The 25,144-nt window shown below is 74.3% G+C and carries 26 protein-coding genes; 6 read left to right on the forward strand and 20 right to left on the reverse strand.

The window, feature by feature from the left end; all coding sequences use genetic code 11:
- Positions 1–49 precede the first annotated feature (49 nt).
- The 11 genes from FHX71_RS16720 to FHX71_RS16770 form a co-directional block, all read right to left on the reverse strand.
- Entirely contained in the window at positions 50–910 is an 861-nt protein-coding gene (locus FHX71_RS16720) for an HpcH/HpaI aldolase/citrate lyase family protein (protein WP_182618211.1), read from the reverse strand.
- On the reverse strand, positions 907–2,115 hold the full coding sequence (locus FHX71_RS16725) for a CaiB/BaiF CoA transferase family protein (protein ID WP_182618213.1): 1,209 nt from the start codon (positions 2,113–2,115) through the stop codon (positions 907–909). Before FHX71_RS16725 ends, FHX71_RS16720 begins: the two co-directional genes overlap by 4 nt.
- Entirely contained in the window at positions 2,112–4,121 is a 2,010-nt protein-coding gene (locus FHX71_RS16730; RefSeq protein WP_182618226.1) for an SUMF1/EgtB/PvdO family nonheme iron enzyme, read from the reverse strand. Before FHX71_RS16730 ends, FHX71_RS16725 begins: the two co-directional genes overlap by 4 nt.
- Before the next feature lie 9 nt (positions 4,122–4,130).
- The gene (locus FHX71_RS16735) at positions 4,131–5,060 is read right to left on the reverse strand and encodes a ribokinase (protein ID WP_182618228.1); all 930 of its coding nucleotides are present in this window, start codon (positions 5,058–5,060) and stop codon (positions 4,131–4,133) included.
- The gene (locus FHX71_RS16740; protein WP_182618230.1) at positions 5,057–6,427 is read right to left on the reverse strand and encodes an ADP-ribosylglycohydrolase family protein; all 1,371 of its coding nucleotides are present in this window, start codon (positions 6,425–6,427) and stop codon (positions 5,057–5,059) included. The genes FHX71_RS16735 and FHX71_RS16740 overlap by 4 nt, the downstream gene beginning before the upstream one ends.
- Positions 6,424–7,593 (reverse strand): ADP-ribosylglycohydrolase family protein, encoded by a 1,170-nt coding sequence (locus tag FHX71_RS16745; protein ID WP_182618232.1) that lies wholly within the window; start codon positions 7,591–7,593, stop codon positions 6,424–6,426. The genes FHX71_RS16740 and FHX71_RS16745 overlap by 4 nt, the downstream gene beginning before the upstream one ends.
- Positions 7,594–7,665: 72 nt before the next feature.
- Positions 7,666–8,940: an ABC transporter substrate-binding protein gene (locus tag FHX71_RS16750; protein WP_182618234.1), complete on the reverse strand. Its 1,275-nt coding sequence runs from the start codon at positions 8,938–8,940 to the stop codon at positions 7,666–7,668.
- Between the two features lie 47 nt (positions 8,941–8,987).
- Positions 8,988–9,815, reverse strand: coding sequence for a carbohydrate ABC transporter permease (locus FHX71_RS16755; RefSeq protein ID WP_182618236.1), 828 nt, complete (start codon positions 9,813–9,815; stop codon positions 8,988–8,990).
- Between the two features lie 4 nt (positions 9,816–9,819).
- Complete coding sequence (locus FHX71_RS16760) at positions 9,820–10,773, reverse strand: carbohydrate ABC transporter permease (RefSeq protein WP_182618238.1); 954 nt, start codon at positions 10,771–10,773, stop codon at positions 9,820–9,822.
- Entirely contained in the window at positions 10,770–11,801 is a 1,032-nt protein-coding gene (locus tag FHX71_RS16765; protein WP_182618240.1) for a LacI family DNA-binding transcriptional regulator, read from the reverse strand. The genes FHX71_RS16760 and FHX71_RS16765 overlap by 4 nt, the downstream gene beginning before the upstream one ends.
- Positions 11,802–12,539: 738 nt before the next feature.
- Entirely contained in the window at positions 12,540–13,352 is an 813-nt protein-coding gene (locus FHX71_RS16770) for a CGNR zinc finger domain-containing protein (RefSeq protein WP_182618242.1), read from the reverse strand.
- Positions 13,353–13,485: 133 nt separating this feature from the next.
- Here FHX71_RS16770 and FHX71_RS16775 point away from each other — a divergent pair, with 133 nt between their 5' ends.
- The 4 genes from FHX71_RS16775 to FHX71_RS16790 all read left to right on the forward strand — a co-directional run bounded on the left by FHX71_RS16775 (position 13,486) and on the right by FHX71_RS16790 (position 15,143).
- A complete protein-coding gene (locus FHX71_RS16775; RefSeq protein ID WP_182618244.1) occupies positions 13,486–13,914 on the forward strand; it encodes a hypothetical protein in 429 nt (142 codons plus the stop codon).
- Between the two features lie 94 nt (positions 13,915–14,008).
- A complete protein-coding gene (locus FHX71_RS16780; RefSeq protein WP_182618246.1) occupies positions 14,009–14,452 on the forward strand; it encodes a VOC family protein in 444 nt (147 codons plus the stop codon).
- A complete protein-coding gene (locus tag FHX71_RS16785; RefSeq protein WP_182618248.1) occupies positions 14,449–14,685 on the forward strand; it encodes a hypothetical protein in 237 nt (78 codons plus the stop codon). The genes FHX71_RS16780 and FHX71_RS16785 overlap by 4 nt, the downstream gene beginning before the upstream one ends.
- The gene (locus FHX71_RS16790; protein ID WP_182618250.1) at positions 14,682–15,143 is read left to right on the forward strand and encodes a hypothetical protein; all 462 of its coding nucleotides are present in this window, start codon (positions 14,682–14,684) and stop codon (positions 15,141–15,143) included. The genes FHX71_RS16785 and FHX71_RS16790 overlap by 4 nt, the downstream gene beginning before the upstream one ends.
- Here the strand turns inward: FHX71_RS16790 and FHX71_RS16795 are convergent.
- The 5 genes from FHX71_RS16795 to FHX71_RS16815 form a co-directional block, all read right to left on the reverse strand.
- Entirely contained in the window at positions 15,044–15,733 is a 690-nt protein-coding gene (locus FHX71_RS16795; RefSeq protein ID WP_182618252.1) for a cytochrome b/b6 domain-containing protein, read from the reverse strand. The genes FHX71_RS16790 and FHX71_RS16795 overlap by 100 nt on opposite strands.
- Entirely contained in the window at positions 15,726–16,481 is a 756-nt protein-coding gene (locus tag FHX71_RS16800; protein WP_246402605.1) for a molybdopterin-dependent oxidoreductase, read from the reverse strand. The genes FHX71_RS16795 and FHX71_RS16800 overlap by 8 nt, the downstream gene beginning before the upstream one ends.
- 74 nt (positions 16,482–16,555) lie before the next feature.
- Positions 16,556–17,752 (reverse strand): MFS transporter, encoded by a 1,197-nt coding sequence (locus FHX71_RS16805; RefSeq protein ID WP_312877073.1) that lies wholly within the window; start codon positions 17,750–17,752, stop codon positions 16,556–16,558.
- Positions 17,753–17,776: 24 nt separating this feature from the next.
- Positions 17,777–18,529, reverse strand: a complete 753-nt coding sequence (locus FHX71_RS16810) for a class I SAM-dependent methyltransferase (protein ID WP_182618254.1) — start codon at positions 18,527–18,529, stop codon at positions 17,777–17,779.
- A 9-nt stretch (positions 18,530–18,538) separates the two neighbouring features.
- Positions 18,539–19,438, reverse strand: a complete 900-nt coding sequence (locus FHX71_RS16815; RefSeq protein WP_182618257.1) for a LysR family transcriptional regulator — start codon at positions 19,436–19,438, stop codon at positions 18,539–18,541.
- An 88-nt stretch (positions 19,439–19,526) separates the two neighbouring features.
- Here FHX71_RS16815 and FHX71_RS16820 point away from each other — a divergent pair, with 88 nt between their 5' ends.
- The gene (locus FHX71_RS16820; RefSeq protein WP_182618259.1) at positions 19,527–20,330 is read left to right on the forward strand and encodes an SDR family NAD(P)-dependent oxidoreductase; all 804 of its coding nucleotides are present in this window, start codon (positions 19,527–19,529) and stop codon (positions 20,328–20,330) included.
- A 48-nt stretch (positions 20,331–20,378) separates the two neighbouring features.
- Here FHX71_RS16820 and FHX71_RS16825 read toward each other — a convergent pair whose 3' ends face one another.
- A complete protein-coding gene (locus tag FHX71_RS16825; RefSeq protein ID WP_182618261.1) occupies positions 20,379–21,020 on the reverse strand; it encodes an NADPH-dependent F420 reductase in 642 nt (213 codons plus the stop codon).
- 85 nt (positions 21,021–21,105) lie between these two features.
- Here FHX71_RS16825 and FHX71_RS16830 point away from each other — a divergent pair, with 85 nt between their 5' ends.
- A complete protein-coding gene (locus FHX71_RS16830) occupies positions 21,106–21,777 on the forward strand; it encodes a TetR/AcrR family transcriptional regulator (RefSeq protein WP_246402607.1) in 672 nt (223 codons plus the stop codon).
- A gap of 586 nt (positions 21,778–22,363) precedes the next feature.
- On the opposite strand, the gene FHX71_RS16835 is transcribed toward FHX71_RS16830, so the two are convergent.
- The 3 genes from FHX71_RS16835 to FHX71_RS16845 form a co-directional block, all read right to left on the reverse strand.
- Positions 22,364–23,470, reverse strand: coding sequence for a Gfo/Idh/MocA family protein (locus FHX71_RS16835; protein ID WP_182618263.1), 1,107 nt, complete (start codon positions 23,468–23,470; stop codon positions 22,364–22,366).
- Entirely contained in the window at positions 23,467–24,213 is a 747-nt protein-coding gene (locus FHX71_RS16840; protein ID WP_182618265.1) for a sugar phosphate isomerase/epimerase family protein, read from the reverse strand. The genes FHX71_RS16835 and FHX71_RS16840 overlap by 4 nt, the downstream gene beginning before the upstream one ends.
- A 68-nt stretch (positions 24,214–24,281) precedes the next feature.
- Positions 24,282–25,133 (reverse strand): hypothetical protein, encoded by an 852-nt coding sequence (locus FHX71_RS16845; RefSeq protein ID WP_182618267.1) that lies wholly within the window; start codon positions 25,131–25,133, stop codon positions 24,282–24,284.
- Positions 25,134–25,144 lie beyond the last annotated feature (11 nt).

Genomic DNA, 25,144 nt, shown 5'->3' on the forward strand with positions numbered 1-25,144 from the left:
CTTTGACGCGCGTCAAAGCGAAGAAACTTAGGTCTCAAAGGAGAGGGGGTCAGCCGTGTCCGCCGAGGTTCACGACCCAGCGCGCCCGTTCCACCATTGCGACGTCGAGGAACGTCCCGTCCTCCAGCGCCACCGCCCCGACACCCGCCGTCGCGGCACCGGCCACCCGCTCCAGTACCTCCCGCGCGGCGGCGACCTCGGCGGCCGAGGGCAGGAACGCCGCCCGGATCGTGTCGAGCTGCCCGGGGTGGATCGCCGTCCGGCCCGAGAATCCCAGCCCGCGCCCCACCAGGCACGACGCCGCGAGCCCGTTCAGGTCCCGCACGTTCGTGTAGGCCGACATCACCGGGGGCCGCAGCCCCGCCGCCCGCGCCGCGACCACGATTCGGCTGCGCGACCAGAGCAGCCCGTCGTCGCCGTCGAGCCGCAGGTCGGAGCGCAGGTCCGCCTCCCCCAGGCCGATCGACGCGACCTGCGGGGACGCCGTCGCCAGCTCGAAGGCCCGCTCGACGCCGAGCGCCGACTCGACGAGCAGGTGCAGCTCCCGGCCCGGCAGCGCGTTCGCGAGCGCGACGACCTCCGCAGCCGACTCCACCTTGGGCACCCGCACGCCGACCGCGCGGGGCAACAAGCCGAGCGCCGCGACGTCGTCGGCGTGCCAGGGAGCGTCGCGGTGGTTGATCCGCACCTGGACGGCGCGCCTCGCGACATCGGCGAGCAGCCGGCCGGCGTTGGCCCGCGCCTCCTCCTTGCGCGACGGCGCGACGGCGTCCTCCAGGTCGACCAGCACGACGTCGGCGGGCGAGGCGAGCGCCTTGGCCACCCGGTCGGGGCGGTCGGCGGGCACGTAGAGGAAGGTCAGCGGCGCGCCGCCGCCCGGCGCGACCCCGCCCCCGGCAGAACCACTCATACCGCCCCCTCCCCCCGCAGCTCCGCCACGCGCTCCGCGGAGAACCCCAGCTCCCCCAGCACCTCGTCGGTGTCCGCGCCGTGCGGCCGCCCGGTGAACTGGATGACGCCGTCGTTCTCGGAGAGCCGGAACAGCGGCCCCTGCATCAGCATCGGACCGAGCTCGGGGTCCTCGATCTCGTGGATCGTCCCGAGCGCCTGGAACTGCGGGTCCGCCACGATGTCCCGCGCGTCGTACACGGGGGCCACCGCCGCCTGGGCCTCCTCGAACGCTGCCACTACTTCCGCCCGCGTCCGACGAGCGATCCAGCCCCCGACCGCCTCGTCGAGCTCGTCGGCGTGCCGTGCCCGGTCCACGCCGCGCGCGAACCACGGCTCGTCCACGAGCTCCGGCCGCCCCACCAGGCGCATCACGCGCTCCGCGATCGACTGGGCCGACGTCGACACGGCCACCCAGTGCCCGTCGCTCGTGCGGTAGGTGTTGCGCGGCGCGTTGTTGCTCGACCGGTTCCCGGTGCGGGCCTGCACGGTCCCGAGCTGGTCCCAGCGGGTGATCTGCGGCCCGAGCATCGCCAGGATCGGCTCGACGATCGCGGTGTCCACGACCTGCCCGCGCCCTGTCCGCTCGCGCACCGAGAGCGCCGTCATGATCGCGAACGCCGTGGCGAGCGAGGCGACGCCGTCGGCCAGGCCGAAGGGCGGCAGCGTGGGCGGACCGTCGGGCTCGCCGGTCATCGCCGCGAACCCGCTCATCGCCTCGGCGAGCGTGCCGAACCCGGGCCGCGTGCGGTACGGACCCGTCTGGCCGAAGCCGGAGACGCGCGCCAGCACGAGCCCCGGGTTGCGCGCCGACAGCTCCTCGTAGCCCAGCCCCCAGCGTTCGAGCGTGCCGGGCCGGAAGTTCTCGATGACGACGTCGGCCCGCTCCGCCAGCGCGAGGAACACCTCCCGCCCGCCGTCGGAACCCAGGTTGGCCGTGACCGTGCGCTTGTTGCGGCCCAGCGTCTTCCACCAGAGGTTGACGCCGTCCTTCGCGGCCCCGTGGGTGCGCGACGGGTCCGGCCGCTCGGGGTGCTCGACCTTCACGACGGAGGCGCCCAGGTCGCCCAGGTGCATCGCCGCCATCGGCCCCGCGAACAGGGTCGACGCGTCCACGACGCGCAAGCCGGCCAGGGCGCCGCCGTCGGGCTCGCGCGACACACTCATGCCGACACCTCCCACGCACAACGGAACCCGACGGTCGCACCGCGCGCGAGCCCGAGCCCCGGGAGCAGCAGCTTCACCGAGTAGTCCGGCGCGTGCCGCCCGCCCTCGACGTACCAGTCGGAGTCGGGCGCGCGGTAGTCGCTGCCGCCCTTGAGCATGACGAACCGCGTGCGGCCGTCGCTGTGCTCGCTCTCGGTCCAGCTCCACACGCCGACGCCGGGCCGCTCCACCCCGAAGTGCGACGGCGCGGCCTCCCCCGCGAGCTGCCACTCGTCCTCCATGGGCAGCCGCCCGCCGCGCCACGCGCAGTACGCGCGGGCGTCGTCGAGGTCCACGAAGGTGACCGGCTCGTCCTCGGTGCCCGCGGCCGGACGGCCGTCGGACCAGTGCGCCAGGAACCGGTGCGGCTGCGCCGGCGCGTAACCGGTCGCCTCCAGGAACGCCGCGAACTGCGCGTTCGTCACCTCGCGCTCCGCGACCGCGACCGGCGTCGTAAGCACGCCGTCGCGCTGCAGGGTGCGCGCGTCGTGCAGGCGCGGCGGCAGCGGCTTCCACTCGTCCACGTACGGCGCGCCCTGGTACATCCCGGTCTCCCGCGCGCGGTAGCGCACGGTGAGCACGTAGTCGCCCGCGGGCACGACGACGGCGTCCGACCCCAGCTCCGACCTGTCAGACGGCTCAGACGTGTCAGACGTGTAGGTCACGGGAGTGACCTGTGCGTCTGACACGCCGACCCGACGCGCGATCCGGTGCGGGAACCGGGCGTCGGCGTCGTGCGGCAGGTCCCGCAGCACGTCGCGGAGGCCCGGCAGCCAGGCGGGCTCCTCGGCGTCAGGCCCGACGTCGAGCAGCGCCGCGATCCCGCGGGCCGGGACGACGGCTTCCGTGCCGTCGTCCAGCACCTCCCCCGCGTAGTCCGCCCCGCCCCGGTTCACGAGCGTCCACAGGGTCACGCCGTCGAGCTCCCACGCCGACGCGTACACCCCGGCAGCCTCAGCCTCCGGAGCAAGCGGCGCCAGCGGCGTCCACTCGCCGTCGAGCAGCAGGTCACGGGCCGCGCGCTGCACGGTCACGAGGCGGCGCACGGTCGCCGCGTCCCGGCGCGACCACCCGACCCACACCCCGAACACGACCTCCCACACCATCACGCCCACGCCGTTCAGCCACGCGGACTGCAGCTCCTCGGTGTGGTCGCGGTGCCAGCGCCGCACGTGGTGCTGCATGTGCCGCCGCTCGTACCAGTGCGCCCGCAGCACGCCCGGCACCGGGGAGTCGGCGAAGAACTGCGCCCACGACGAGGAGTGGTCCTCGATGCGCTCGACCGGCAGCTTGGACTCGCCCTCCAGCACGATCCCCGGCCGCGCCGCCTCCAGCCGCGCGACGAGCTCCGGCTCGGCCTTCTTCAGCGTGTCCAGGAAGACGCCGTCCGCCCCCAGCTCGCCCACCACGGCGGCGAGCTCCGTGAGGTCGTCCGCGCCCCGGCGCGTGCCGACGTCCCACGGGTTGTAGTCGACGAAGACGTGCATGCCGGCCTCGTGGAACGTCGCCACGAGCGCGGCCAGGCCGGGCACGTCCCGGTAGTAGTCCCACTGGTTGCGGTCGTCCAGCCCGATCACCGGGTAGGCGTGCCACAGCACGACGGCGTCGAGCCCGCCGAACCGCTCCTCGGCGTCGGCCAGGAACACCTCCGGCGTGAAGCGGCCCTCCGCGAACGAGTAGAGCAGCTCGTCCCAGAGCCAGACCTGCGCCACCGTGCTGCACCCGGCGGCCCACGCCGCCTCGGGCCGCTCATACGCGGCGCCCGTGTAGCCGTGCCGCTCCCGGGCGTCGGACCGCCAGGCCCGCAGCGTCTCGCGCCAGGCGGGACGGTCGGCCGGGTCGGCCGGCCCGGAGAAGATCTTGGCCTGGTCCAGCGCCTCGCTCGCCTCCGTGGTCAGGGGGCCGACGGCGACCTCGGTCGGCCGGTCGATCGGCCGCGGGACGAGGGGGTCGAACGTGTAGCTCATGATGCCTTTCTAGTTCTTCTCGACGAGCAGGTGCTCGGCCAGCGCGACGACGTCGGCGGCGTCGGGCACGGCGTCCTGCGCGCCCGGCCGCGTGACGGCGAGGGCTCCGGCGGCGCCGGCCAGCCGGGCGGCTGCCGCAAGGCCCGCGATCCCGGAGCGGGCGAGGGCCGCCGCGAGGACGCCGCAGTACGTGTCACCTGCGCCCGTTGTGTCAACTACCGCGACCTCGGCGGCCGGGACCCGGACCGGCTCCAGGCCCCGGCGGGCGACCAGGCTGCCGACGGCGCCCAGCGTCACGACCACCGCGGGCACCCGCTCCAGCAGGGCGGCCGCGAGCGCCTCGGGCGCGCCAGCCTCGACACCGGAACCCGCCAGGTCCCCCGCCTCGTGCTCGTTGACCACCAGCACGTCCACCTGCTCCCACAGCGCCTCGGGCAGGTCGCGCGACGGCGCCGCGTTGAGCACGAACAGCGCGCCCTCCCGGCGTTCCCGGGCGGCGGCGGTCACGGTGCTGAGCGGGATCTCGAGCTGCGCGAGCACGACGTCGGCGGCGGCGATGCGGCGGGCCTGCGCCGCGCCGACCCGTACCCGCGAGTTGGCGCCGGGCGCCACGACGATGGCGTTCTCGCCGTCGGGCGAGACGGTGATGAGAGCGGTGCCCGTGGGGGCGTCGACGCGCTCGACCGTGTCGGTCCGCACGCCAGCGCCGTCGAGCGAGGCGAGCAGCAGCTCCCCGGACTCGTCGCGGCCCAAGGCGCCGACGAACGTGGTCGTCGCTCCCCCGGCGCGCGCCGCGGCGACGGCCTGGTTGGCGCCCTTGCCGCCCGGTGTGCGGCGCAGGTCGCCGCCCAGGATGGTCTCGCCGCCCGCGGGATGCCGCGGAACGTCGACCACGAGGTCGACGTTCGCCGACCCGACCACCACGACGGTCCCGCTCATGCGGCACCCCCGGCCGGCTGTGCCAGCGCGACGGTCCGCCGCGCCAGGTCGTCGATGCGCTGCTCCCCGCCGGGCAGCGACGTCGCGATGAGCCCGTCCAGGGGCGCGGTCCAGCGTTCGCCGATCCGCTCGGGCGCAAGGGCCCCGACGACGCCGCCCACCGTCGCCGCCGCGGAGTCCGTGTCCCAGCCCGCCGTGACGGCGATCGAGACGCTCGGCCCGAACGCGCCCCGGCCCGTCGCCAGCGCGAACGCGATGACGGCGGCGTTGTTGAGGGTGTGCACCCAGTGCAGGTGCCCGTACTCGGCGTGGATGCGGTCCAGCCCGGCCCGCACGCCGGCCTCGCTCCCGTCGCACTCGCGGCCCAGGGACCGGCCGAGCGCCACGGCGGCGGCCAGCCCGCTCCCGGGCGGGACGACGGCGTCCGCGGCGTCGAGCACCTGCTCGACGTCGGAGGCGACCACCGCGGCGGACGCCAGCCCCGCCGCCCACATCGCCCCGAACACACCGTCGCGGGTGTGGCTGAGCCGGGCGTCGGCCCAGGCCAGGCGGGCTGCCCCGCGCACGTCGCCGGGCGAGACCCAGCCGAGCAGGTCGGTGCGGATCAGCGCGCCGATCCACTCGCGGAACGGGTTGTGGTGCGTGGCCGTCTCGGGCACGGGCACCGCGTCGAGGATGTTGCGGTAGGCCGCGCGCTCGGCGGTGAAGGTGCGCCCAGCGGGCAGGTTGTCCAGCCAGAGCTGCGCGACGTCGTCGGTGGTGAAGCTGCGACCGTGCCGCTCCAGGAGCGCGAGTGCCAGGATCGGGTAGTTGAGGTCGTCGTCCTCGGGCATGCCGGAGATGTTCTCCTCCAGCGACGTCGGGGCCGAGCGGCGGTTCCAGGGCCAGCGTTCGGCGACGTCGTCGGGCAGGCCGACGGCGGTGAACCAGCGGTCCAGCGGCCACCGGCCGGTCGACCGCAGGATCTCCTCGATGCCGGCGCGCGGGATCTTCTCGACGGGCTTGCCGAGCAAGCAGCCCGCGGCGCGGCCGGTCCAGGCGCCGTGCACCCGGGCCGCGTACGCGGCGTCCCCTCCGGCCGGGCGAACCGGCAGCGACGGGGCGGGCGGGAGCAGGGCCTCGACGTCGTCCCAGGTCTCCGGGGTCGAAGCCCCCGGCCGGGCGTCCAGCTCGTCCAGCAGATCGCGCGCCAGGGAACGGAGGGCCGGCGGCGCCGGGACGGGCCCCGCCCCGCTCACGGCCGGCGTCGGGTCCCCGCCCGCCGCGACCCATCGGTCGCGGACGTCGGCCACGTCCTTGCCCTCGGCCGCCGACTGCACGAGCTCGTGCGCCAGCAGGTCCTCGGGCTGGGCCCAGGTCAGCCTCACGCGGGCTCACCCGCCCCGACGGCGTCGAGCGACGTCAGCCGGGCCAGCGCCCGCTCGCGGTCGGCCCGCAGGATGTCGCCCGCGGCGTCCGCCATGAGCCGTCCGGTCTCCCGGACGTCCATCTTGCTGGCCGTCTCGATCTGGTCGAGCCAGTCGGTGGGCACCACGCCGCTGCCACCGAGGCCCGCGGCAACGGCGCCCGCCATGACGGCGATCGAGTCGGCGTCGCGCCCGTAGTTCACGGCGGCCAGCACCGCGCCGCGGAAGTCGCCGCGGTGCCCGAGCAGCAGCCCGAGCGCCACCGGCAGCTCCTCGATCGACTTGGTCCGCGAGGGCCGGCGGGCGTCCATCGACATCTGCCGGTACTCGGGGCCGACGGAGTCGTACGGGGCCACCACCTCCCGGACGAGACGGGCGAGCTTGCGCTCCTCGTCGTCGGTCGCGGGCGCCTCCGGCCAGCCGGACAGGGCGTCGACGACGGCCCGGAGCGCGGCCGCCGTCCCGTCGTGGGCCACGTCCAGCGCGGCGGCCACGACGTCGTCCAGCGTGGCGCCCGGGGCGACCGAGGCCGCGACCATCGCCGCGAAGACCCCGGCCGCCTCGCGGCCGTAGCTGGACTGGTGGGCGCCCGTGAGGTCGATCGCCTCGGCGTAGGCGGCGCGGGGGTCGCCCGCGTTCACCAGCCCGACGGGCGCCACGTACATCGCTGCCCCGCAGTTGACGACGTTGCCGACGCCCGCCTCGCGCGGGTCCACGTGCCCGTAGTGCAGCCGGGCCACGATCCACTTCTCGGCGAGGAACACCCGCTGGAGCAGCAGCGCCGTCGACTCGAGCTCGGGGATCCAGCGGGGCTCCCCGATCATCAGCGGCACCAGGTCCTCCGCCATGGCGTAGGCGTCCAGGTGCGCACGCCGCTTGGCGTACACCTCCACGAGCGCCCTGGTCATGAGGGTGTCGTCCGTGATGTGCCCGTCGCCCTTGTGGTACGGGGCGATGGGGCGCGCGTCGCGCCAGTTGGGGTACCAGGGCCCGACGACGCCGCGCACGCGGCCCCCGTGCCGCTCCTCGATCTGCTCCGGTGTCCAGCCCTCGGTCGCTCCACCGAGGGCGTCCCCCACTGCGGCACCGGTGATCACGGCCACCGACCGGTCCTCTAACCAGCTCACGGCTACTCTCCCTCGTCGTTCCTGCGTCGCTCGCGTCAGTCGTCGCTCGCGTCGGTCGTGCTGCGTGACCTCTTACTGCGTGATCTCGTCCCAGCCGCTCGTGAGCTGGTCGGCGAGCTCGGTCTCGTCCGTCTCCTGCGCCAGGTAGCGCTGGTAGGCGGGCGTCGCCACGGTGTCCTTCCACTGGGCGTAGGAGTCGGCGAAGAGGTAGGGCGCGGCCGTGAAGTTCTGGCCGGACGCCAGGATCGTGCTCCAGCCGTTCTCGTCGCCGAGCTTCTCCGTCAGGGCCTCCTGGGCCGACGTCGTCGCCGGGATCAGGGCGTCCGCCTCGTTCAGGGCGGCGAGGTGCTCCGTCTGCGTGAAGAACTCGATGAACTCGGCCGACTCCTCGACGTGCTCGGAGTCGATGTTGACCGAGAGCGTCTGCGGGTTGGCGGCCTGCTGCGGGCCCTCGGGGCCGGCCAGCGGGGGCAGCGCCACCCAGTCGAGGTCCTTCGGCGCGTCCTTGGCGATGTTCGCGGCCTGGTAGGAGCCCTGCACGGTCATCGCCGTCTGCCCGGCGTAGAAGGAGGCGATGGCCTCCGAGCCCGACTGCGTCAGGGTGACCGGCAGGATCGACTCGTCGTCGTAGGCCATGGCGTGCACCAGCTCGGGCAGGGCCATCTCGCCCTCGCCGACCGTCACGTCGGCGTCCTCGCCCGTGCCGGTGATGTAGGAGCCGCCGAAGCCGGGGGCCAGCGACATGAACGCCGCCGTCGGGCTGGACAGGCCCCAGCCGAGGCCGTAGACGTCGCCCTCGGTGGTGGCCTGCGCGATCTCGCGCAGCTCGTCCCAGGTCATGGTGTCCCCGGTCGGGATCTCGACCCCGGCGTCCTCCAGGAGGGTGCGGTTGGCGAACACCACGTAGGACTGCAGCTCGGTCGGGTAGGCGATCACCTGGTCGTCGACCGTGACGGAGTCGAGGATGCCCTCGGGGATGTCCGCGCGGCGCTCCTCCGACATGAGGTCGGTGAGGTCCGCGAGGTAGCCGTCGCGGGCGAACGAGACGATGCTCGCCGCCTCGTAGTGGATGACGTCGGGCGCGGCGCCGCCGTTGAACTGGGTGATCAGCTTGTCGTAGACGCCGTCCCAGCCGGCAGGGACGATCTCGACCTGCACGTCGGGATTGGCGGTGTTCCAGTCCTCGACGATCGACTCGGTCGCCGCGATGGCGGCCGGCTGGTCGGACAGCGCCTGGAACTTCAGCGTGACCGGGCCGTCGTCACCGGCGTCGGCGCTGCCGCAGGCGGCGAGCAGGAGGGTGCTGGTCGTGAGGCATGCGGCGATGAACACTCCACGGGACTTCATGGGTCTGCCTTTCGGATAGGTGGTGCTGGTGTGGCCGTGGGGGCTGGTCATCCCTTGACCGCCCCGGCCATGAGGCCGCCGGTGAGCTTCTTCTGCATGATCGAGAAGAAGACGATGCTGGGGATCGCGGCGAGCACGGAGCCCGCCGCGAGGGGGCCGAGCGCGACCTTGCCCTCGCCGCCGATGAACGTCGACAGCGTGATGGGCAGGGTGTAGTTCTCGGGCGACTGGAGCAGCACGAGCGCGAAGAAGAACTCGTTCCAGGAGGAGACGAAGCTGAACATCGCGGTGGCGACGACGCCGGGCGCGAGCAGCGGGACGACGATCCGGCGCAGCACCGTCAGGCGGCTGCCGCCGTCCATCGCGCCGGCCTCCTCGAGCTCGACCGGGATCGCGGCGACGTAGCCCTGCAGCATCCACAGCGCGAACGGCAGCGTGTACGTCGTGTGCACGAGCGTGAGCCCCACCAGGCTGTCCGTCAGGCCGATGGTCCGCAGGATGAGGAACAGCGGCAGGATCACCAGGATCACGGGGAACACCTGGCTCACCAGGATCCAGCCGACACCGGCCGTACGGATCGCGCCCTTGAGCCGCGCCAGCACGTACGACGCCGGGAGGGCGATGAGGATGACGAGCGCGGTGGACGCGAGCGCGACGATCGCGCTGTTGGCCGCGGAGTGCACCAGACCCTGCCGGGCCAGGGCCTCGGCGTAGTTCTCCCAGTGCCACTCCTGCGGCAGCAGGTTCACGACCAGCGAGTTGAGCTCGCCGGACGACTTGACCGACGCCGAGAGCAGCCACAGCAGCGGGAACCCCAGGAACAGGATGTAACAGGCCAGCGCCACGTACTGGGCGGGGCGGACGAGGGTGCGCATCGGCTCAGCCCTTCTTCTCGGTGCGGTCTTCGCGGAACTGCGAGCGCAGGTACAGCGCCAGGAGGAGGACCACCACGACGACGAGCACGACGCCCATCGCGGCGGCATAGCCGATGTTCCGGTTCTTGAACGCCTCGAGGTAGGTGAACAGCATCGGCAGCATGGTGCGGCCGCCGGGCCCGCCCTCGGTCAGCACGTAGACCAGGGAGAACGAGTTGAAGTTCCAGATGAAGTTGAGCGACGTGATCGACGTGACGATCGGCCGCAGGCTCGGCAGGGTGACGGCCCAGAACCTTCGCCAGGCCCCGGCGCCGTCCATCGCGGCGGCCTCGTGCAGCTCGGCCGGGATCTGCTGCAGCCCCGCGAGCAGCGTCACCGTGGTCTGGGGCATGCCCACCCAGACGCCGACGACGATGACGGCGGGCAGCGCGGTCGAGAAGTCGGCGAGCCAGTTGATGTCGTCCGGCAGGCCCACCGAGCCCAGGAACGCGTTGAGCGGCCCCGCGTTGGGCGAGTAGATCATCTTCCACATGATCGCCACGACGACGGGCGGCATCGCCCACGGGATCAGTGCCAGCACCCGCGTCAGGCCCTGGAATCGCAGCCCGGAGTTGAGCAGCAGCGCGAGGCCCAGGGCCGCGACGAGCTGCAGCAGCGTCACCGAGACCGCCCACACCATGCCGATGCGGAACGACTCCCAGAAGAACGAGTTGCCGGCCAGCCGCACGAAGTTGTCGACACCGACGAACTGGTAGTCGGGCCGCCGCACGAGCTCCGCGTCGGTGAAGGCCAGCAGCACGCCCATCAGCAGCGGCGCGACGGACAGCACGAGGATGGGCAGCAGCGACGGCATCACCAGCGCGGCGGCCTCGCGGCGCCGGGCGCGGTCCATGCCGGTCGGGCCACGACGGCGGCCGGGCCGGGGCGACGGCGGCCGGGGCGAGGCGAGGACGGTCATCGGGCACTCTCTTCCTGGCTGGTGGACTCGCGCACGAACAGGCGCGGCCCGATGGCGATCTGCCGGGCGGGCTCGGCGACGTCGTCGACCCGGTCCAGCACGAGACGCGCGGCGGCGGTGCCGCGCTCGGCCGAGCCGAGCGACACGCTCGTCAGGCTCGGCTGGAAGACGCGGCCGATCTCCGTGTCGTCCATCCCGGTGACGGCGAGCGTGCCGGGCACCGAGAGCCCCAGCTCCCGGGCGGCCCGGATCACGCCGATGGCGAGCAGGTCGTTGGCGGCGACGACGGCGTCGAACGGCCCGGCCGCCGGCCTGCGGGACAGCAGCCGGCGCGCGGCGGCGAGCCCGGCGGCGACGGTGAAGTCCTCGGCGCGCTCGGTCTCCGCGTGGTCGCCGGCGAACCCGGGCGCGCTCGTGGCGGCGTCGAAACCGCGCTGCCGGGCGGCGCCGGGGGTGGTGTCGAGCGGGCCGTTGACGAACCCGAGCCGACGGCGGCCGATCTCCACGAGGTGGGCGACCGCCTGGCCGAGGCCCGCGGCCGAGTCCGTGGAGACGGAGTCGATGCCCTGCTGCTCCAGCGACCGGCCGATCACGACGACGGGCACGGGCGCCTGGCGGATGGCCTCGACGAGCGCGTCGTCGGTGCGCAGCGGGCTGACGATCAGGCCGTCGACGAAGCCGCTGCTCAGGCTGCGGACCAGGTCGGTCGTGGAGGCGACCGTGGGGCCTGTGGACATGACGACCACGCGGTAGCCGTGCGGCGCGAGCACCTCGTGGATCGCGGTGAGCATCTCGACGTAGACCGGGTTGCCGATGTCGGCGACGGCGAACGCGACCTGGAAGGTCCGCTTCAGGCGCAGCGACCGGCCGATCGCGTCCGGGCTGTAGCCGAGCTCGGCGGCGGCGGCGCGGACGCGGTCCACCATCTTCTTGCTCGCGCCCGTGCCGTGCAGCGCCCGCGAGGTCGACGCGAGCGACACCCCGGCGCGCTCGGCCACCTGGATGAGGGTGGCGCGTGATGACGACATTGTCACTCCACTTCGTCGTGAGGTCCTACCCGTTTTGGAAACGTTTCCAGTTTGTCGCCGTGGCGAACTGGAAACGTTTCCTGGTGATGGGCAGCAGTGTTGCACCGGGGCGGAGGGGGCGTCAAGCAGCGGGGCGGCGGGGGCCGGCCGGGGCCGGGGTGGGCGGGGCGGGATGTGCGGGATGTGCGGGTCGGCCGGGCCGGGATGTGCGGGTCGGCCGCGTCGAGTTGTGCTGGTCGGCCACGTCAAGATGTGCGCTTCTACCCAGTCATTGGGCCCGAAAACACGGTCAGTTCCCGGCCCAATGACTGGGCAGAAGCGCACATCGTCGGCGGGAGCACGGAGCTACGGGCGCGGGAGCACGGAGGCGCGGAGCGGTCGAGCACAGAGGTGCGAAACGGGCGGGGCACCTGACCGCGGCAGCCCCGAATCGAACGTGCGCTTCTACCCCGTCATTACGCCCGGAATCACGCTCGTTTCGGGCCCAATGACTGGGTAGAAGCGCACATCCGGAGCAGACCCGTGGGGGCGGCGGGAGCTGGTGTCCAGAGCAGCCGATGCCGGCGCACGGAGGTGCGGAGCGGTCGAGCACAGAGTGGCGGAACGGGCGGGCGCGGGGCCGCGGCGGCCCGGAATCGAAGGTGCGCTTCTACCCCGTCATTACGCCCGGAATCACGCTCGTTTCGGGCCCAACGACTGGGTAGAAGCGCACATCTGAAGCGGGTCGGCGCGGCGGGGTCAGGCGTGGGGTGTCGGGGTCGACGTCGGGGTCGTGCGGTGGCGGGAGCGGTAGGCCGAGACCTTGACCCGGTTGCCGCAGGTGCGCATGGCGCACCACTCGCGGCGGTGTCCGCGGGAGCGGTCGAGGTAGACCTGCGTGCACTCGGGGCGGCCGCACTCGCGCAGCAGGGCGGCGTCGGGGCCGCCCAGGATCTCGACGGCCTCGCGAGCCACTGCCGCGAGCCCCTGCGCGGCGGTGCCGCTGCGGCGGGTCACCGCGGAACCGAGGACACCAGGACCGCCCGCCCTGCCGACACCGGCACCAGCACCGTCCGCCTCGGCAGCCCCGGCAACCCCGGCAGCCCCGGCAGCCCCGGCAGCCCCGGCAGCCCCGGCAACATCGAGCTGCACGACGACGGGCGGCGACGCGGCGTGCCGGTTCAGGACGGCTACGGCCGCCGCGAGCGCGGCCGGCGCCCCCGCCCCGGCCGCCCCAGCCGACACCGCAGACCCCACCGGCGCCGCGAGTGCGGCGGGAGCAGCCGACCCGGCGCGCGCGCCGGCCTCCGTGGCCTCGGCGGCGGCCGCCAATGCCGCGCGGCCGCCGAGCCGGTCCTCGACGAGCGCGTAGAGCGACTCGCGCAGCTCCAGCGCCGCCGCGAGGTCGGCCTCGTCGGCGTGGGGGGCGGCGTCGAACATCCCCGACTCGACGAACCAGTCGTCGAGGAGCCCGGGCGTGCCGAGCTTCTCCGCGGGGACCGGGTTGCGGCGGGCGCGCAGCGTGCCGAGGAAGTCGAGCGCGAGCGTCCCGCAGGGGAAGGCGTGGTTCACGTAACCATTCTGAACGGTGACCGAGTGACGCACAAGTCCACGTAACCAGTTTGACGGGTTACGCAACCTGTGCCACAGTTCCTGTCATCGCAGTAACCACTCAAACTGGTTACACAACCTGAGGAGCCTGACCATGACCGCCGTCCGCTTTCACCTCGACTCGACCCTCGCCCCCTCCGCCGCGATGCGGGTGCTGACCGACTTCAGCCCCGCCCGCGCCGAGGCCTGGCCCACGATCGACGCCGACCACCTGACGGTCCACGCGCAGGGCGACAGCTGGGCCGAGGTGACCGAGGGCACCGCCGCCGCCTGGGAGCGGGCCCGCTACGAGTGGGACGACGAGCGCGGCCGCGTCGACATCACCACACTGGACTCGAAGGTGTTCGGACCCGGCGGTGGCTGGGTCTTCCAGGTCTCCCCCGACGGGGACGGCAGCCGCATCGACGTCGAGCTGACGCGCCGCCCCCAGACCTTCCAGCGCAAGCTGCTCGCCGCTCTGCTCCCCCTCGTCGGCCCCGCGTCCCTGAGCAAGTCGTTCGCGGGCCCGCTGCAGGCCAGGTAACCCCTCCGCCGGCACGCACACCAGCAGCACGCACACCAGCAGCACGCACCCCAGCAGTACCCATCCAGCACCACCCCAGAACCGGAGAAAGAACATGGAACTCAAGCTCGAGGTCGTCGTCCTGCCCGTCTCCGACGTGGACCGCGCCAAGGACTTCTACGCGGGTCTCGGCTGGCGGCTCGACGCCGACTTCGCCACCGAGCGCGGCCTGCGCGTCGTCCAGCTCACGCCGCCCGGCTCCGCGGCGTCGATCATCTTCGGCGAGCACCTCAGCGACGCCGCACCCGGCTCGGTGCGCGGCCTGCACCTCGTGGTGACGGACCTCGCCGCGGCACGCGCCGAGCTCGTGGAGCACGGCGCCGACGTCAGCGAGATCTGGCACGACCAGGACGGCGTCTTCCACTGGGCCGGCACCGCGAACCGCGTCCCGGGGCCGCACCCCGAGCACGACAGCTACGCGTCGTTCGCCTCGTTCGCCGACTCGGACGGCAACGAGTGGGTGCTCCAGCAGATCGTCGACCGTCTCCCGGGCCGATGAGCACCGCACCGGACCCGCGGTCGAACGAGATCCTGCTCGACCTGCTCAAGAAGGCCGCCACCGCGCACGGCGTGCACGAGGAGAAGGACCTGGGCGGCGTCTACGACGAGGCCTGGCCCGAGTGGTACGCCGAGCACATGACGCGCGACCTCGCCGAGCAGGGGTACAAGATCGTCCCCGTCGGCGGCTCCGCCGGCGAGCCCTCCGACACCCCCGAAGGGGGCACGCGATGAGCAGGTCCGACGACGCCGGTGCGCTCGACCGCTCCGAGCAGCTGCTGCGGTCCGCGCCGCCGGGGACGATCGAGCAGGTGCACGTCGCCGCCTTCGAGCGGCTGACGCCGGCCGAGCGGGAGGCCGCGTTCGCGCGGCTCTCCGCCGGCACGACCGGCACGACCGGCACAGCCGGAACAACAACCACACCCGACCCCGCCGACCGCCCCGCCGACCCGTCCCCCGCCGCCCTCGGCCGGGCGGCGGCCCGGATCGAGGGCCGACGGCGGGGCGCGCTCGCCCAGGTGCTCGGCACGGACGCGCCCGGGGCCGCCCTGAGCAGCGCCGTCAGCGCCGCGATCCTGGCGACGGTGGCCGGCTACGCGGCGTCGTCGGCGGCCTGGGACGCATGGGGCGCCGAAGGCGACGAGGAGCCACCGGAGTACGGGGGCGGCGGCATCGGGGACTTCGGCTTCTGACCCAGCCAGAGGGCGTGCTCCCGCGCCGCCCACGACCGCCGGACGGACCCGGTGCGCATGCCGCGCCGGGCCTCCGGGTCGGCGACCGCTTTCATGACGTGGCCTGCGACGACGGCCACGAGGGCGTAGGCGCCGGCGTCGTGCACCAGCACGACGCCGGCCTGCGGCACGAACCCGAGCGGGAACGTGAACCACAGCAGCAGCCCGGTGCCGAGCATGACCAGGACGGCACCGGCGAAGAACACGGCCCAGAGCTTCTGGCCGGCGTTGAACTTCCCCGCGAACCGGCCGCGCCGGGGGTCGGACGAGCGCAGGCTCGCGAGCCACCGCCGGTCGTGGTCAGTAAACCGGTCGAAGCGGCGCAGGTCGGCCCGGAACGGTCCCGACCACAGGCCGAGCAGCACCGGCACGGGCAGCAGGAGCCCGGCCCACTCGTGCACGGTCTGGACCAGGGGCCGCCGTCCGACGAGCTGCGCGACGGGCGCCACGTAGAGCGCGAGCGCCGTGAGCAGGCAGACCAGGAACAGCAGCCCCGTCGCCCGGTGGACCGCCCGTTCGGCGGGGCTGAAGCGGAGCACGCGCTCAGGCACTGACCGGCTCCTCGCCGGGCAGCCACCCGTCCACGGGATACCCGTAGTCCTCCCAGTAGCCCTGCTGGACCTGGCTGGTGACCTCGATGCCGGAGAGCCACTTGGCCGACTTGTAGAAGTACATCGGCGCGACGAAGAGCCGCACCGGGCCGCCGCTGTCGTGCGGCACGGGCTCGTCGAACATCCGCAGCGCGACCACGACGTCCGACCGGCGGGCCTGCTCCAGCGTGAGGCTCTCCGAGTACGCGCCGTCGAAGCAGGTGAACCGGACGGCGGCGCCCTCGTCCCGCACCCCGGCGGCGTCGAGCAGGTCGCGCAGCAGCACGCCGGTGAACGGCACGTCGTCGACCTGCCAGCCGTCGGTGCAGACGGCGTCGTGCACGACCGTGGTCTGCGGCAGCACCGCGAGCTGGTCGAGCGTGTACGTGCCGGGGCGGTCGACGAGCCCGCCGACGGTGAGGCGGTACGTCGTCGCGTCCTGGCGCGGCACGGAGCCGACGACACTGAAGTAGCGGAAGCCCCGGTCGTCCGGCACCGCCGCGGGCGCGTCCCGGGACAGGGCGGCCCGCACGCCGTCCCGCACCGCGGGCCCGACGGCGACGCCCGCGGCGCCCAGGCCGAGCATCGCCAGCACGATCCGGCGGCCGATCGGGCGCCCGGCCGCGTCCCCGGGTCCGATGTCCCCAGGTCCGTCGTCTCCGGGTCCGACATCCGGGCCGACGTCGCCGGGCATTCTTGAGTCGATCATCCCGCCACCCTCGGACGCCCGGGTCGCGCGCGAACCAGGGTGCGACCCTGGTCCTCACCCTGGCGCGCCGGGCCTCACACCGAGGCGGTCCGCCGGCTCCCGCCCACCAGGGCGATCAGCGCGACGACGACGCACAGCGCGGCGGTCGTCAGCAGGCCGACGGTGAAGCTCGTGCCGGCGGCGATGAAGCCGACCACGAGCGAGCCGAGCCCCGTGCCGGTGTCGAAGCCGATGTTCCAGACGGCGCTGGCGACGCTGCGCTCCCGGTCGGGCACGGCCGCGAACGCGGTGACCAGGGTGAGGTTCTGCAGGCTGCCGTAGGAGACGCCGACGACGGTCATGCCCGCGATCAGTCCCGCCGCGCCGGGGCCGGAATCCGTCAGCGACCAGCCGCACAGCACGAGCCCCGCCGCGCAGAGCGCCAGCAGCGGCGGGACGAACCGGCGCGGCCCGTACCGGGCGGCCAGGCCGCCGACGAGCCAGCGGGACAGGGCCGCGGCGACCGTCAGACCGAACAGCCCGGCCATGGCGACGAGCGCGCCGTACCCGAGCTGCGGCGCGAACGTGAGCAGCGCGCCCCCGGGCGTCGTGACGGCGAGCAGCACGAGGGAGGGCAGCGCCAGCGCGAGCAGCATCCGGCCCCGGCCCGGGTGCGCGACGGCGGAGTCCGGCACCGGCGCGCCCGCGACGTCGTCGAGCCGCCGCCCGAGGGCGAGCGCGAAGGGCACGGCGAGCGCCGGCAGCGTGCCCAGGACGAACACGACCCGGAAGTCGACCGCCTCCGCGACCCAGGCGGCGCTGGGCGTGAGGAACACCTGGGGCGCGGCCACGGCGAGGCCGTAGACGCCGATCGCCCGGCCGCGCCGGGAGGCGTCGACCAGCTCGGCGATCGCCGTCGCGCCGCACACCGTGACCACCGCGAACCCGGCGCCGCGGACGGCGGAGGCGACGAGGATCCAGCCGAGCTGGTCGGTGAGCAGGAACGCCAGCGACGGCAGGCCGAGCAGCAGCACCCCGGCGACCAGCGTGGCGCGCCAGCCCAGCCGGCGCAGCGCCCAGGGCACGGTCGTCTGAAAGGCGACGGTGGCGAGCATGAGGACGGCGTTGACCAGACCCGCGCCGCCCTCGTCGGCGCCGCCGCGGGTGGCCCACAGGGGCGCCGTCGGCAGCAGGAGCGCGTACCCGGCGAAGCCGAAGAGCGACATCCACACCAGCGCCCGGACGCCCGGGACGCGCAGGATGGGCTGGTTCGGCTCCGTCGACGTGCTCACGTGGGCCCACCCTACAGACGCCGGTCAGGCGCGCCGCGCCACCGCCCAGCGGAAGGCGTTCGCGAGCCGATAGCCGCCGTCGGGCCGGCGGAAGGGTGCGGCGGCCTCGACGACCACGGGCGCGAGGTCCGCGACCGTCGCGTCGCCCTCGCCGAACAGGATGCCGCGCACCAGGTCGGTGTCGCCGCGGGCGGTCCACACCACGGGCGTGACGCCGCTGTCCAGGACCGTCCAGCCCGCCTCGCGCAGCACGTCGGCGAGCCCGCCCGGCAGGCGCAGCGGGCCGTCCTCGGGCGGCTCCTCCTCGTCGGCCTCCGCGAGCGCCACGTTGATCGCGTCCAGATCGTTGCGGCTGCGTTCGGCCCACCCGGCCAGGCCGACGACGCCGTCCGGCGCCAGCACGCGGGCGGCTTCGGCGAGGGCGTCGTCCGGGTCGTGCGCGAACTGGAACGCGTTCACGGCGAGCACGGCGTCGAAGGCGCCGTCGTCGAACGGGAGGTCCTCGATCTCGCCGACGCGCACGTCCGCGCCGGCGGCACGCGCCCGGGCGAGCTCGACCATGCGGGCGGCGGGGTCGACGCCGCTGGGCCGGGCACCCTGGTCCTGGAGGTGTTCGAGCAGCTCACCGCTGCCGCAGCCGACGTCGAGCACCCGGCTGCCCGGCCCGATCCCGGCCGCGTCGAGGAGCGGCGCCCACACCGGCCGCGCGAAGGCGCCCCAGTACCGGCCCCAGTCGTCGGCGACGTCGGACCAGGGGTCGTCGGGGGCGCTGGGCATGCGGCGAGACTAGCCGAGCTCGCGCGCGACCTCCCGGAGCGCGCCCACCACCGCGTCCACGCCCGCCGGGCGGTCCGGGCGCGTGACGGCGACCGCCGCGCGGCCGAGCCAGGCCGGGTCGTCGACGCGGACCGTCACCACGCCGGCCGGGAGCGCGGGGACGACGAGCTCGGGCACCGTCGTGATGCCCAGCCCGGCCGCGACCAGGCCCAGGCGGGCGTTCCACTCCCGCACCGCGCCGACGACCTTCGGCGCCGGCAGCGTGGGCCACGCCCCGAACTGCGGGTCGCCGCGCAGGCCCTTGCCGACCAGCCACTCCTCCCCCGCCAGCTCCGCGACAGGGACCGGGTCCCGGCCCGCGAACCGGTGGTTCTCCGGGACCGCGACGAGGGACCGGCCGTCCGCGACGTGGTCCCTCCGCAGCCCGTCCAGGTCGTACGCGGGCAGGTCGGCGCCCATGCCGATGACGGCGACGTCGATGCGTCCCGCCCGGAGCTGGCGGAGCTGGGTGGGGGTCGACGCCTCGTGCAGGTCGACCGTCAGGCCTGGGTGCCGGTCCCGCACGACGGCGACGGCGCGGGGCGCGAGGACCCACGTCGCCGTCGGGAACGCGCCCAGCACCACCCGGCCCCCGAGGACGTCGTCCAGCCCGGCGAGGTCCTTGCCGACGGCGTCCAGCTCGGCGAGGACCACCGCCGCCCGGCGCGCGACCAGCGTTCCGGCCGGCGTCGGCGCCACGCCGCGCGCGCCGCGCACGAACAGCGGGACGCCCGCCGCCGACTCGGCCGCCGCGACCTGGCGGGAGACCGCCGACTGGGTGTACCCGAGGAGGTCGGCCGTCGCGGTGAAGGACCCGGTGCCGACGACGGCGTGGACGACCCGCAGCGCGGTGACGGTGAGCTCTGCCATGGGGCCATCATGAGCCATGCGGTCAGCGCATGTCTTGTGTGCCAAAGAGTCGCTGGTGGAATGGGTGGCGCCGCCGCACGATGGAGGCATGCACACCACATGGTTCATCACCGGAGCAGCCAAGGGCCTCGGCCGCGAGTGGGCCGAGGCCGCCCTCGAACGCGGCGACCACGTCGCCGCCACCGCGCGCGACGTCACCGCCCTGGAGCCGCTCACCAGCAAGTACCCGGACGCCGTGCTGGCCCTTCCGCTGGACGTCACCGACCGGCCCGCCGTCCAGGCCGCCGTCGACCGCGCCGTCGAGCACTTCGGGCGGCTCGACGTGGTGGTCAACAACGCCGGCTACGGCCAGACCGGCATGGTCGAGGAGATCAGCGAGCAGGAGCTGCGCGACCAGATGGAGACCAACTTCTTCGGCACGGTCTGGGTCACGCAGGCCGTGCTGCCGGTCCTGCGCGCTCAGGGGTCGGGCAGGATCCTGCAGGTCACGAGCGAGGGCGGCGTCCGCACCTTCCCCGGGTACGGCGCCTACCACGCGTCCAAGTGGGCGGTGGAGGGGCTGTCGGAGGCCCTCGCGCAGGAGGTCGCACCGTTCGGCATTCACGTCACGAACGTCGAGCCCGGCCCGTACGCGACGGGGTTCGGCGCGGGGCTGCGCGCCAGCGCCGAGCACCCGGACTACGCCGAGGCGCGGGTCGCCACGGCGCCCGTGTTCGAGCTCGGGGACCCGCGCGCGACCCGCGCCGCCCTGCTGCGGATCGTCGACGCCGAGCAGCCGCCGCTGCACGTCTTCATGGGCAGGTCGCTCGCCGACGTCGAGCAGATCTACGCCGAGCGGCTGCGCACCTGGCGCGAGTGGGAGCCGGTCGCGCTGGAGGCGTTCGGGGCCTGAGCCCCGGACGCCCCCGGGCGGCGCCGGCCGAGCCGGATCGGGGCCGGGTCAGAGGACCCGCTGCGCCTTGCCCATGTTCTCCTTGAGCTCCTGGGCGTTCTGGCGGGAGACGTAGGCCGGGCGGTCGCGCTCGAAGCGCCACGACTCGCTGAGCGGGCCGGCGCTCACGGTGTCGAAGCCGGCCTCGTCGTAGAGCCGGGTCACGAGCTCGACGGCCTCGGGGAAGTCGCTCGCGGTGGCCAGGGCGCGGCGGTTCGGCGTGCCCGACGGCGTCCCGTCGGTCGTGATCGCGCCCGACATGATCTGGTTGAACGCCTTGGCCACCTTCGACGTCGGCAGGTGCTCCTGGAGCAGGCCGGCCGTCGTGGCCTCGCCGCGGTCCAGCGCCTCGATGTGGCCGTCGCGCTCCCAGTAGTAGTTGTTGGTGTCGAGCACGACCTTGCCCGCCAGCGGCTCCACCGGGATGTCGCGGTAGACCTTCAGCGGCACCGAGACGACGGCGACGTCGGCGGCCTCGGCCGCCTCCTGGGCCGTGGCGGCGCGGGCCTTGGGGCCGAGCTCCGCGACGAGGTCGGCGAGCGTCTCGGGGCCGCGCGAGTTGGCGATCACCACCTCGTTGCCCTGCGCGATCGCCACGCGGGCGACCTGGCTGCCGATGTTCCCTGCTCCGATGATGCCGAAGGTAGTCATACGGGCGGCAACCCCGGGACCCGGCGCCGCATTCCACCCGCTCGTCCCCGGCCGATCCGGGGCGAGCGTTCGTACGATGACCCCCATGGTGAACGGCGACGCGGGAGCCCAGGCACGGTCGTACCGGAAGGCCCCGGAGCGGCGCGCGCAGATCCTCGCGAGCGCCATCGCCGTGTTCGCCGAGCGCGGCGTGGGCGCGTCGCTGCGGGCGATCGGCGAGGCGATCGGCGTCTCGCACGCCGCGCTGCGCTACTACTTCGCCCACCGCGACGAGCTGCTCGTCGAGGTCTACCGGGCGCACGAGGCCCGCGGCGGCGAGCGGGGGGCGCCCGACGAAGTGTCGGCGGTCGCCCTGATGGAGCGCAGCGCCGAGCGCAACGCGTCGATCCCCGGCCTGGTCGAGCTGTACGCGACGCTCACCACGGACGCGCTGCAGGCGCAGCAGCACCCCGAGACGCGCGAGTTCGTGCAGGCCCGGTTCCGCGGTGTCCGCGCCGACCTCGCCGAGCGCGTCCGGGCAGGCCAGGCCTCGGGCGCGATCCCCGCCGACATCGACCCGTCCGACGCCGCCGCTCTCGTCGCCGCCGCGTCGGACGGGTTGCAGCTCCAGTGGTTGCTCGATCCCGACGCCGTCGATGTGCGGCGGTCGCTGGAGCTCCTGGAACGACTGCTGCCGGGCAGCGAGCGCGACGCCTCGCGGGCTGCTGGCGCGGAGCCGGAAGCTCAGCCGGATGCCCCTGGGGGCGCGGTCAGGTGACCGTTTCGGACGGCGAGCGGGACGCCTCGCGGGCCGCTGGCACGGAGCAGGAAGCTCAGCCGGATGCCCCTGGGGGCGCGGTCGGGTGACCGGTCAGGGCGGCGGCCGCGGAGCCCCGTCGCGCAGGATCGCGCCACAGACTCTGGCCGCGATTCCGCCGCGGGGAGGCATCGCGAAACGGTCGCGGGTAGCCGTCGCAAATCCGCTCCGGTAGGCAATGTGTACTCGGAGGGCACTGGCCGGGTGGGCTGAATTCCGATCGTCCTGGACCCGCCGGATTCGGCCCGACCGGACTGTCCGGCTGGGCCAACGGAGCAGGGTCACAGGCGAACGTCGTTCAGCCCGGCCGGACTGTCCGGCTGGGCCAGCAAAGCCGAGTCACAGCCGAACGAAGTTCAGCCCACCCGGCCAGTGCCCTCCGAGTACACCTCGCCTCCCGCGCGGGCACGACGACGCCTCCGGGGCAGATCAGCCCAGTGCCTTCCGAGCACACCTCGCCTCCCGGACAGGTCCGACGATCGGCCGAGGAGGTCCGGCGATACCTCCCGGACCGGCCCGCAGACCGGCCCGGCGAGGCAGCGAGCCCCTATCCCGTCGCCTCCGCCGGGTCCCAGCCCTCCGGCAGCGGCGCGACCGGTGACACCGCCGACTTGATCTCGACGGGCTGTCCGGCCGCGGCGGCGTCCCGCACCCCTAGCAGGATGTCCAGGACGTGCGCCGCCACCGCGCCGGACGCACGCTCGGTGCCGCCGTCGCGGATCGAGCGCACCAGGTCGACGACGCCCGCGCCTCGCCCGAACTCCGGCCCCTCGGCGGGCAGCGCCGTCGGCTCCTCGGAGCCGTAGGTCCACAGGGCCGAGGCGCCGTCGAAGCCGTTGGGGTCGGGCAGCACGATCGTGCCCTCCGTGCCGTTGATCTCGACGAACCCGGCGCGGGGCAACGCGTGCTGGAACGAGAACGTCGACTGTGCCGAGCGACCCTCGCCGAACTCGATGAGGGCGGCGTAGTGGGTCGGCACCTCGACGGGGAAGACCTCGCCCGCCCGGGGTCCGCTGCCGATGGTGCGGGTGGGCCGCGAGGTGGAGGCCACGGCCTGGACCCGCGTCGCGGAGCCGAAGACGTGCACGAGCGCGGTCACGTAGTAGGGGCCCATGTCGAACAGCGGGCCGCCGCCCAGCGCGAACAGGAAGTCGGGGCTCGGGTGCCACGACTCGGGTCCGGGTACGTGGAACATCGTGGTCGCCGTCAGCGGCTCGCCGATGTCGCCGCGCGCGATCGCCCGCAGCGCCGTCTGGATGCCTGCGCCCAGCACCGTGTCCGGGGCGCTGGCGACGCGCAGGCCGCGCGCCTCGGCGTCGGCCAGCAGGACCGACGCCGCCTCCGCGTCGAGGGCGAGCGGCTTCTCGCTCCACACGTGCTTGCCCGCGGCCAGGATGCGGTGCCCGACCTCGGCGTGCACCGCCGGGACGGTGAGGTTCACGACCACGTCGATGTCGTCGCGGGCCAGCAGCTCGTCCACGCCGCCCGACGCCGGCACCCCGTACTCCTGGGCCCGCTCGGCGGCACGCGCGAGGTCGAGGTCGGCGACGAACCGGACCTCGACGTCGGCGAACCGGGTCAGGTTCTCCAGGTACTGGGTCGAGATGTTGCCCGCCCCGACGATGCCGACGCCCGCCGCGCCCGGCCGGCTCATCGGTCGTGCTCCGTCAGCCAGGCGAGCGACTGCGCGATGCCCTCGAACACGTCCCCGGCGTACGCGTCGAACTCGATCACACGCGTCGCAGACGGCGCGGCGGCGAGGATCGCGGGCACGTCCACCTCGCCCGAGCCGGCGGGCTGCTGCCGCTCGATGTCGCCGTCGAGCGTGCCGTCCTTGACATGGATCAGCCGCACGCGGTCGCCCAGGGCCGTGAGCAGTGCGGGGGCATCCGCTCCCCCGACGGCCGCCCAGTACGTGTCGACCTCCAGCACCACCTCGGGCGTCAGGTGGTCGACGAACACCTCCAGCGCGTGCCGGCCGTCGATGCGGGTGCCCAGCTCCCAGGCGTGGTTGTGGTACCCGAACGTCAGCCCGCGCTCGGCGGCGAGCACGGCCAGCGCGTTGGCCCGCTCCGCGAGCCGCGCCACCTGGTCGGCGCTCTGCCACTCCTCGGCCGGCAGGAACGGGTCGATCACGGTGCCCATCCCGAGCGCGACGGCGGCGTCGAAGATCGCCTCGGGCGTCTCGGCGGCGAGCACGGGCGCGTGGCCCGACGGCGCGGTCAGGCCCGTGGCCGCGAACGCCCGCAGGTAGTCGTCGGTGCGCTCGTGGAAGGCGTAGGGCTCCACGTGTCGGAGCCCGATCTCGGCCAGGCGCGCCACGGCGGCGTCCAGGTCGTCGGCTATCGCGTCTCGGATCGAGTAGAGCTGTACGGATGTCGGCGTCGTCGTCGGCATGGGACCCCCTCGTTCGGCAGTGAACCCGGCTCTTCGGTGAACCGCCGACGATGCTAGCGACGAAATTCTTACAGTGGAAGATTCCTTGCGATATGGGATGCGCTCACCGTGAGCCGCCAGGTCAGGCGCCCGCGCTCGTCCAGCCGGGCCTTGCGGTCGGGGGCGGCGCGGTCGAGATTGGTCTCGGCCCCGAGCATCGGCTCGACGCCGACCGACCGGTACGGGCCGTCGTCGGGCCAGCCGCCGAGGTTGCGCCACACGACCAGCGACACCGGGGCGGCGTACCCCGCCTCCACGCCCCAGCGCAGCGAGAGCCGGTCGGCGCCGTCCACGACGTCGAGCCGGTCGGTCGCGACGACGGCGCACCGGGCGGTGCCGTCGTCGGGCCCGAGCACGTCGAGCGGCACTCCCCCGCCGTCGGGCCAGGTGGTGGGCGTGATCGCGCCCGGCTCGGGCCACTCGACCACGAGGGTGTCCGGCCGGCCGGGCACCTCCAGCCGCGCCCCCGGGCCGACGTCGAGCAGCAGGTGCACCGCGTGCAGCAGGCCGGCGCCGGGCGGGCCGTCGATCGTGTAGCGGGCGCGGACCGTGCCGTCGTCGGCCCGGAGGCCACGGCTCAGGGTGAGGTCCCCGGCCCGGACGTGAGCCACGTCGTCGCCGTCGACCGCCCAGGGCCTGGACCAGACCTCGCCGTGGTCGCTCGGGCCGTTGATCGTGGGGAGGCACTCCTCGCCGCCGCCGGCGTCGACGAACGGGTCGCCGGGCCTGACCCTGGCCCTGGCGGCGGCCGGGACCCGCGGGTTACGCCAGAGCCACTCGCGCTCCGGCGTCGCCAGCGAGGTCCAGCGGCCGCCCAGGGCCGGGTCCGTCCGGACCCTGAGCGGCCGCCGCGTGCCCGACGCCGCGGCAGGCCCGGTCACACCCGGCCCGG

Source organism: Promicromonospora sukumoe (assembly GCF_014137995.1).
Classification (GTDB): domain Bacteria; phylum Actinomycetota; class Actinomycetes; order Actinomycetales; family Cellulomonadaceae; genus Promicromonospora; species Promicromonospora sukumoe.

Excerpts from the sequence above, each read along its gene's own strand:
- FHX71_RS16720 (WP_182618211.1), bottom strand. The coding sequence starts at position 910 with ATGAGTGGTTCTGCCGGGGGCGGGGTCGCGCCGGGCGGCGGCGCGCCG.
- FHX71_RS16725 (WP_182618213.1), bottom strand. The coding sequence starts at position 2,115 with ATGAGTGTGTCGCGCGAGCCCGACGGCGGCGCCCTGGCCGGCTTGCGC.
- FHX71_RS16730 (WP_182618226.1), bottom strand. The coding sequence starts at position 4,121 with ATGAGCTACACGTTCGACCCCCTCGTCCCGCGGCCGATCGACCGGCCG.
- FHX71_RS16735 (WP_182618228.1), bottom strand. The coding sequence starts at position 5,060 with ATGAGCGGGACCGTCGTGGTGGTCGGGTCGGCGAACGTCGACCTCGTG.
- FHX71_RS16750 (WP_182618234.1), bottom strand. The coding sequence starts at position 8,940 with ATGAAGTCCCGTGGAGTGTTCATCGCCGCATGCCTCACGACCAGCACC.
- FHX71_RS16755 (WP_182618236.1), bottom strand. The coding sequence starts at position 9,815 with ATGCGCACCCTCGTCCGCCCCGCCCAGTACGTGGCGCTGGCCTGTTAC.
- FHX71_RS16760 (WP_182618238.1), bottom strand. The coding sequence starts at position 10,773 with ATGACCGTCCTCGCCTCGCCCCGGCCGCCGTCGCCCCGGCCCGGCCGC.
- FHX71_RS16765 (WP_182618240.1), bottom strand. The coding sequence starts at position 11,801 with ATGTCGTCATCACGCGCCACCCTCATCCAGGTGGCCGAGCGCGCCGGG.
- FHX71_RS16775 (WP_182618244.1), top strand. The coding sequence starts at position 13,486 with ATGACCGCCGTCCGCTTTCACCTCGACTCGACCCTCGCCCCCTCCGCC.
- FHX71_RS16780 (WP_182618246.1), top strand. The coding sequence starts at position 14,009 with ATGGAACTCAAGCTCGAGGTCGTCGTCCTGCCCGTCTCCGACGTGGAC.
- FHX71_RS16785 (WP_182618248.1), top strand. The coding sequence starts at position 14,449 with ATGAGCACCGCACCGGACCCGCGGTCGAACGAGATCCTGCTCGACCTG.
- FHX71_RS16790 (WP_182618250.1), top strand. The coding sequence starts at position 14,682 with ATGAGCAGGTCCGACGACGCCGGTGCGCTCGACCGCTCCGAGCAGCTG.
- FHX71_RS16800 (WP_246402605.1), bottom strand. The coding sequence starts at position 16,481 with ATGATCGACTCAAGAATGCCCGGCGACGTCGGCCCGGATGTCGGACCC.
- FHX71_RS16810 (WP_182618254.1), bottom strand. The coding sequence starts at position 18,529 with ATGCCCAGCGCCCCCGACGACCCCTGGTCCGACGTCGCCGACGACTGG.
- FHX71_RS16815 (WP_182618257.1), bottom strand. The coding sequence starts at position 19,438 with ATGGCAGAGCTCACCGTCACCGCGCTGCGGGTCGTCCACGCCGTCGTC.
- FHX71_RS16820 (WP_182618259.1), top strand. The coding sequence starts at position 19,527 with ATGCACACCACATGGTTCATCACCGGAGCAGCCAAGGGCCTCGGCCGC.
- FHX71_RS16825 (WP_182618261.1), bottom strand. The coding sequence starts at position 21,020 with ATGACTACCTTCGGCATCATCGGAGCAGGGAACATCGGCAGCCAGGTC.
- FHX71_RS16830 (WP_246402607.1), top strand. The coding sequence starts at position 21,106 with ATGGTGAACGGCGACGCGGGAGCCCAGGCACGGTCGTACCGGAAGGCC.
- FHX71_RS16835 (WP_182618263.1), bottom strand. The coding sequence starts at position 23,470 with ATGAGCCGGCCGGGCGCGGCGGGCGTCGGCATCGTCGGGGCGGGCAAC.
- FHX71_RS16840 (WP_182618265.1), bottom strand. The coding sequence starts at position 24,213 with ATGCCGACGACGACGCCGACATCCGTACAGCTCTACTCGATCCGAGAC.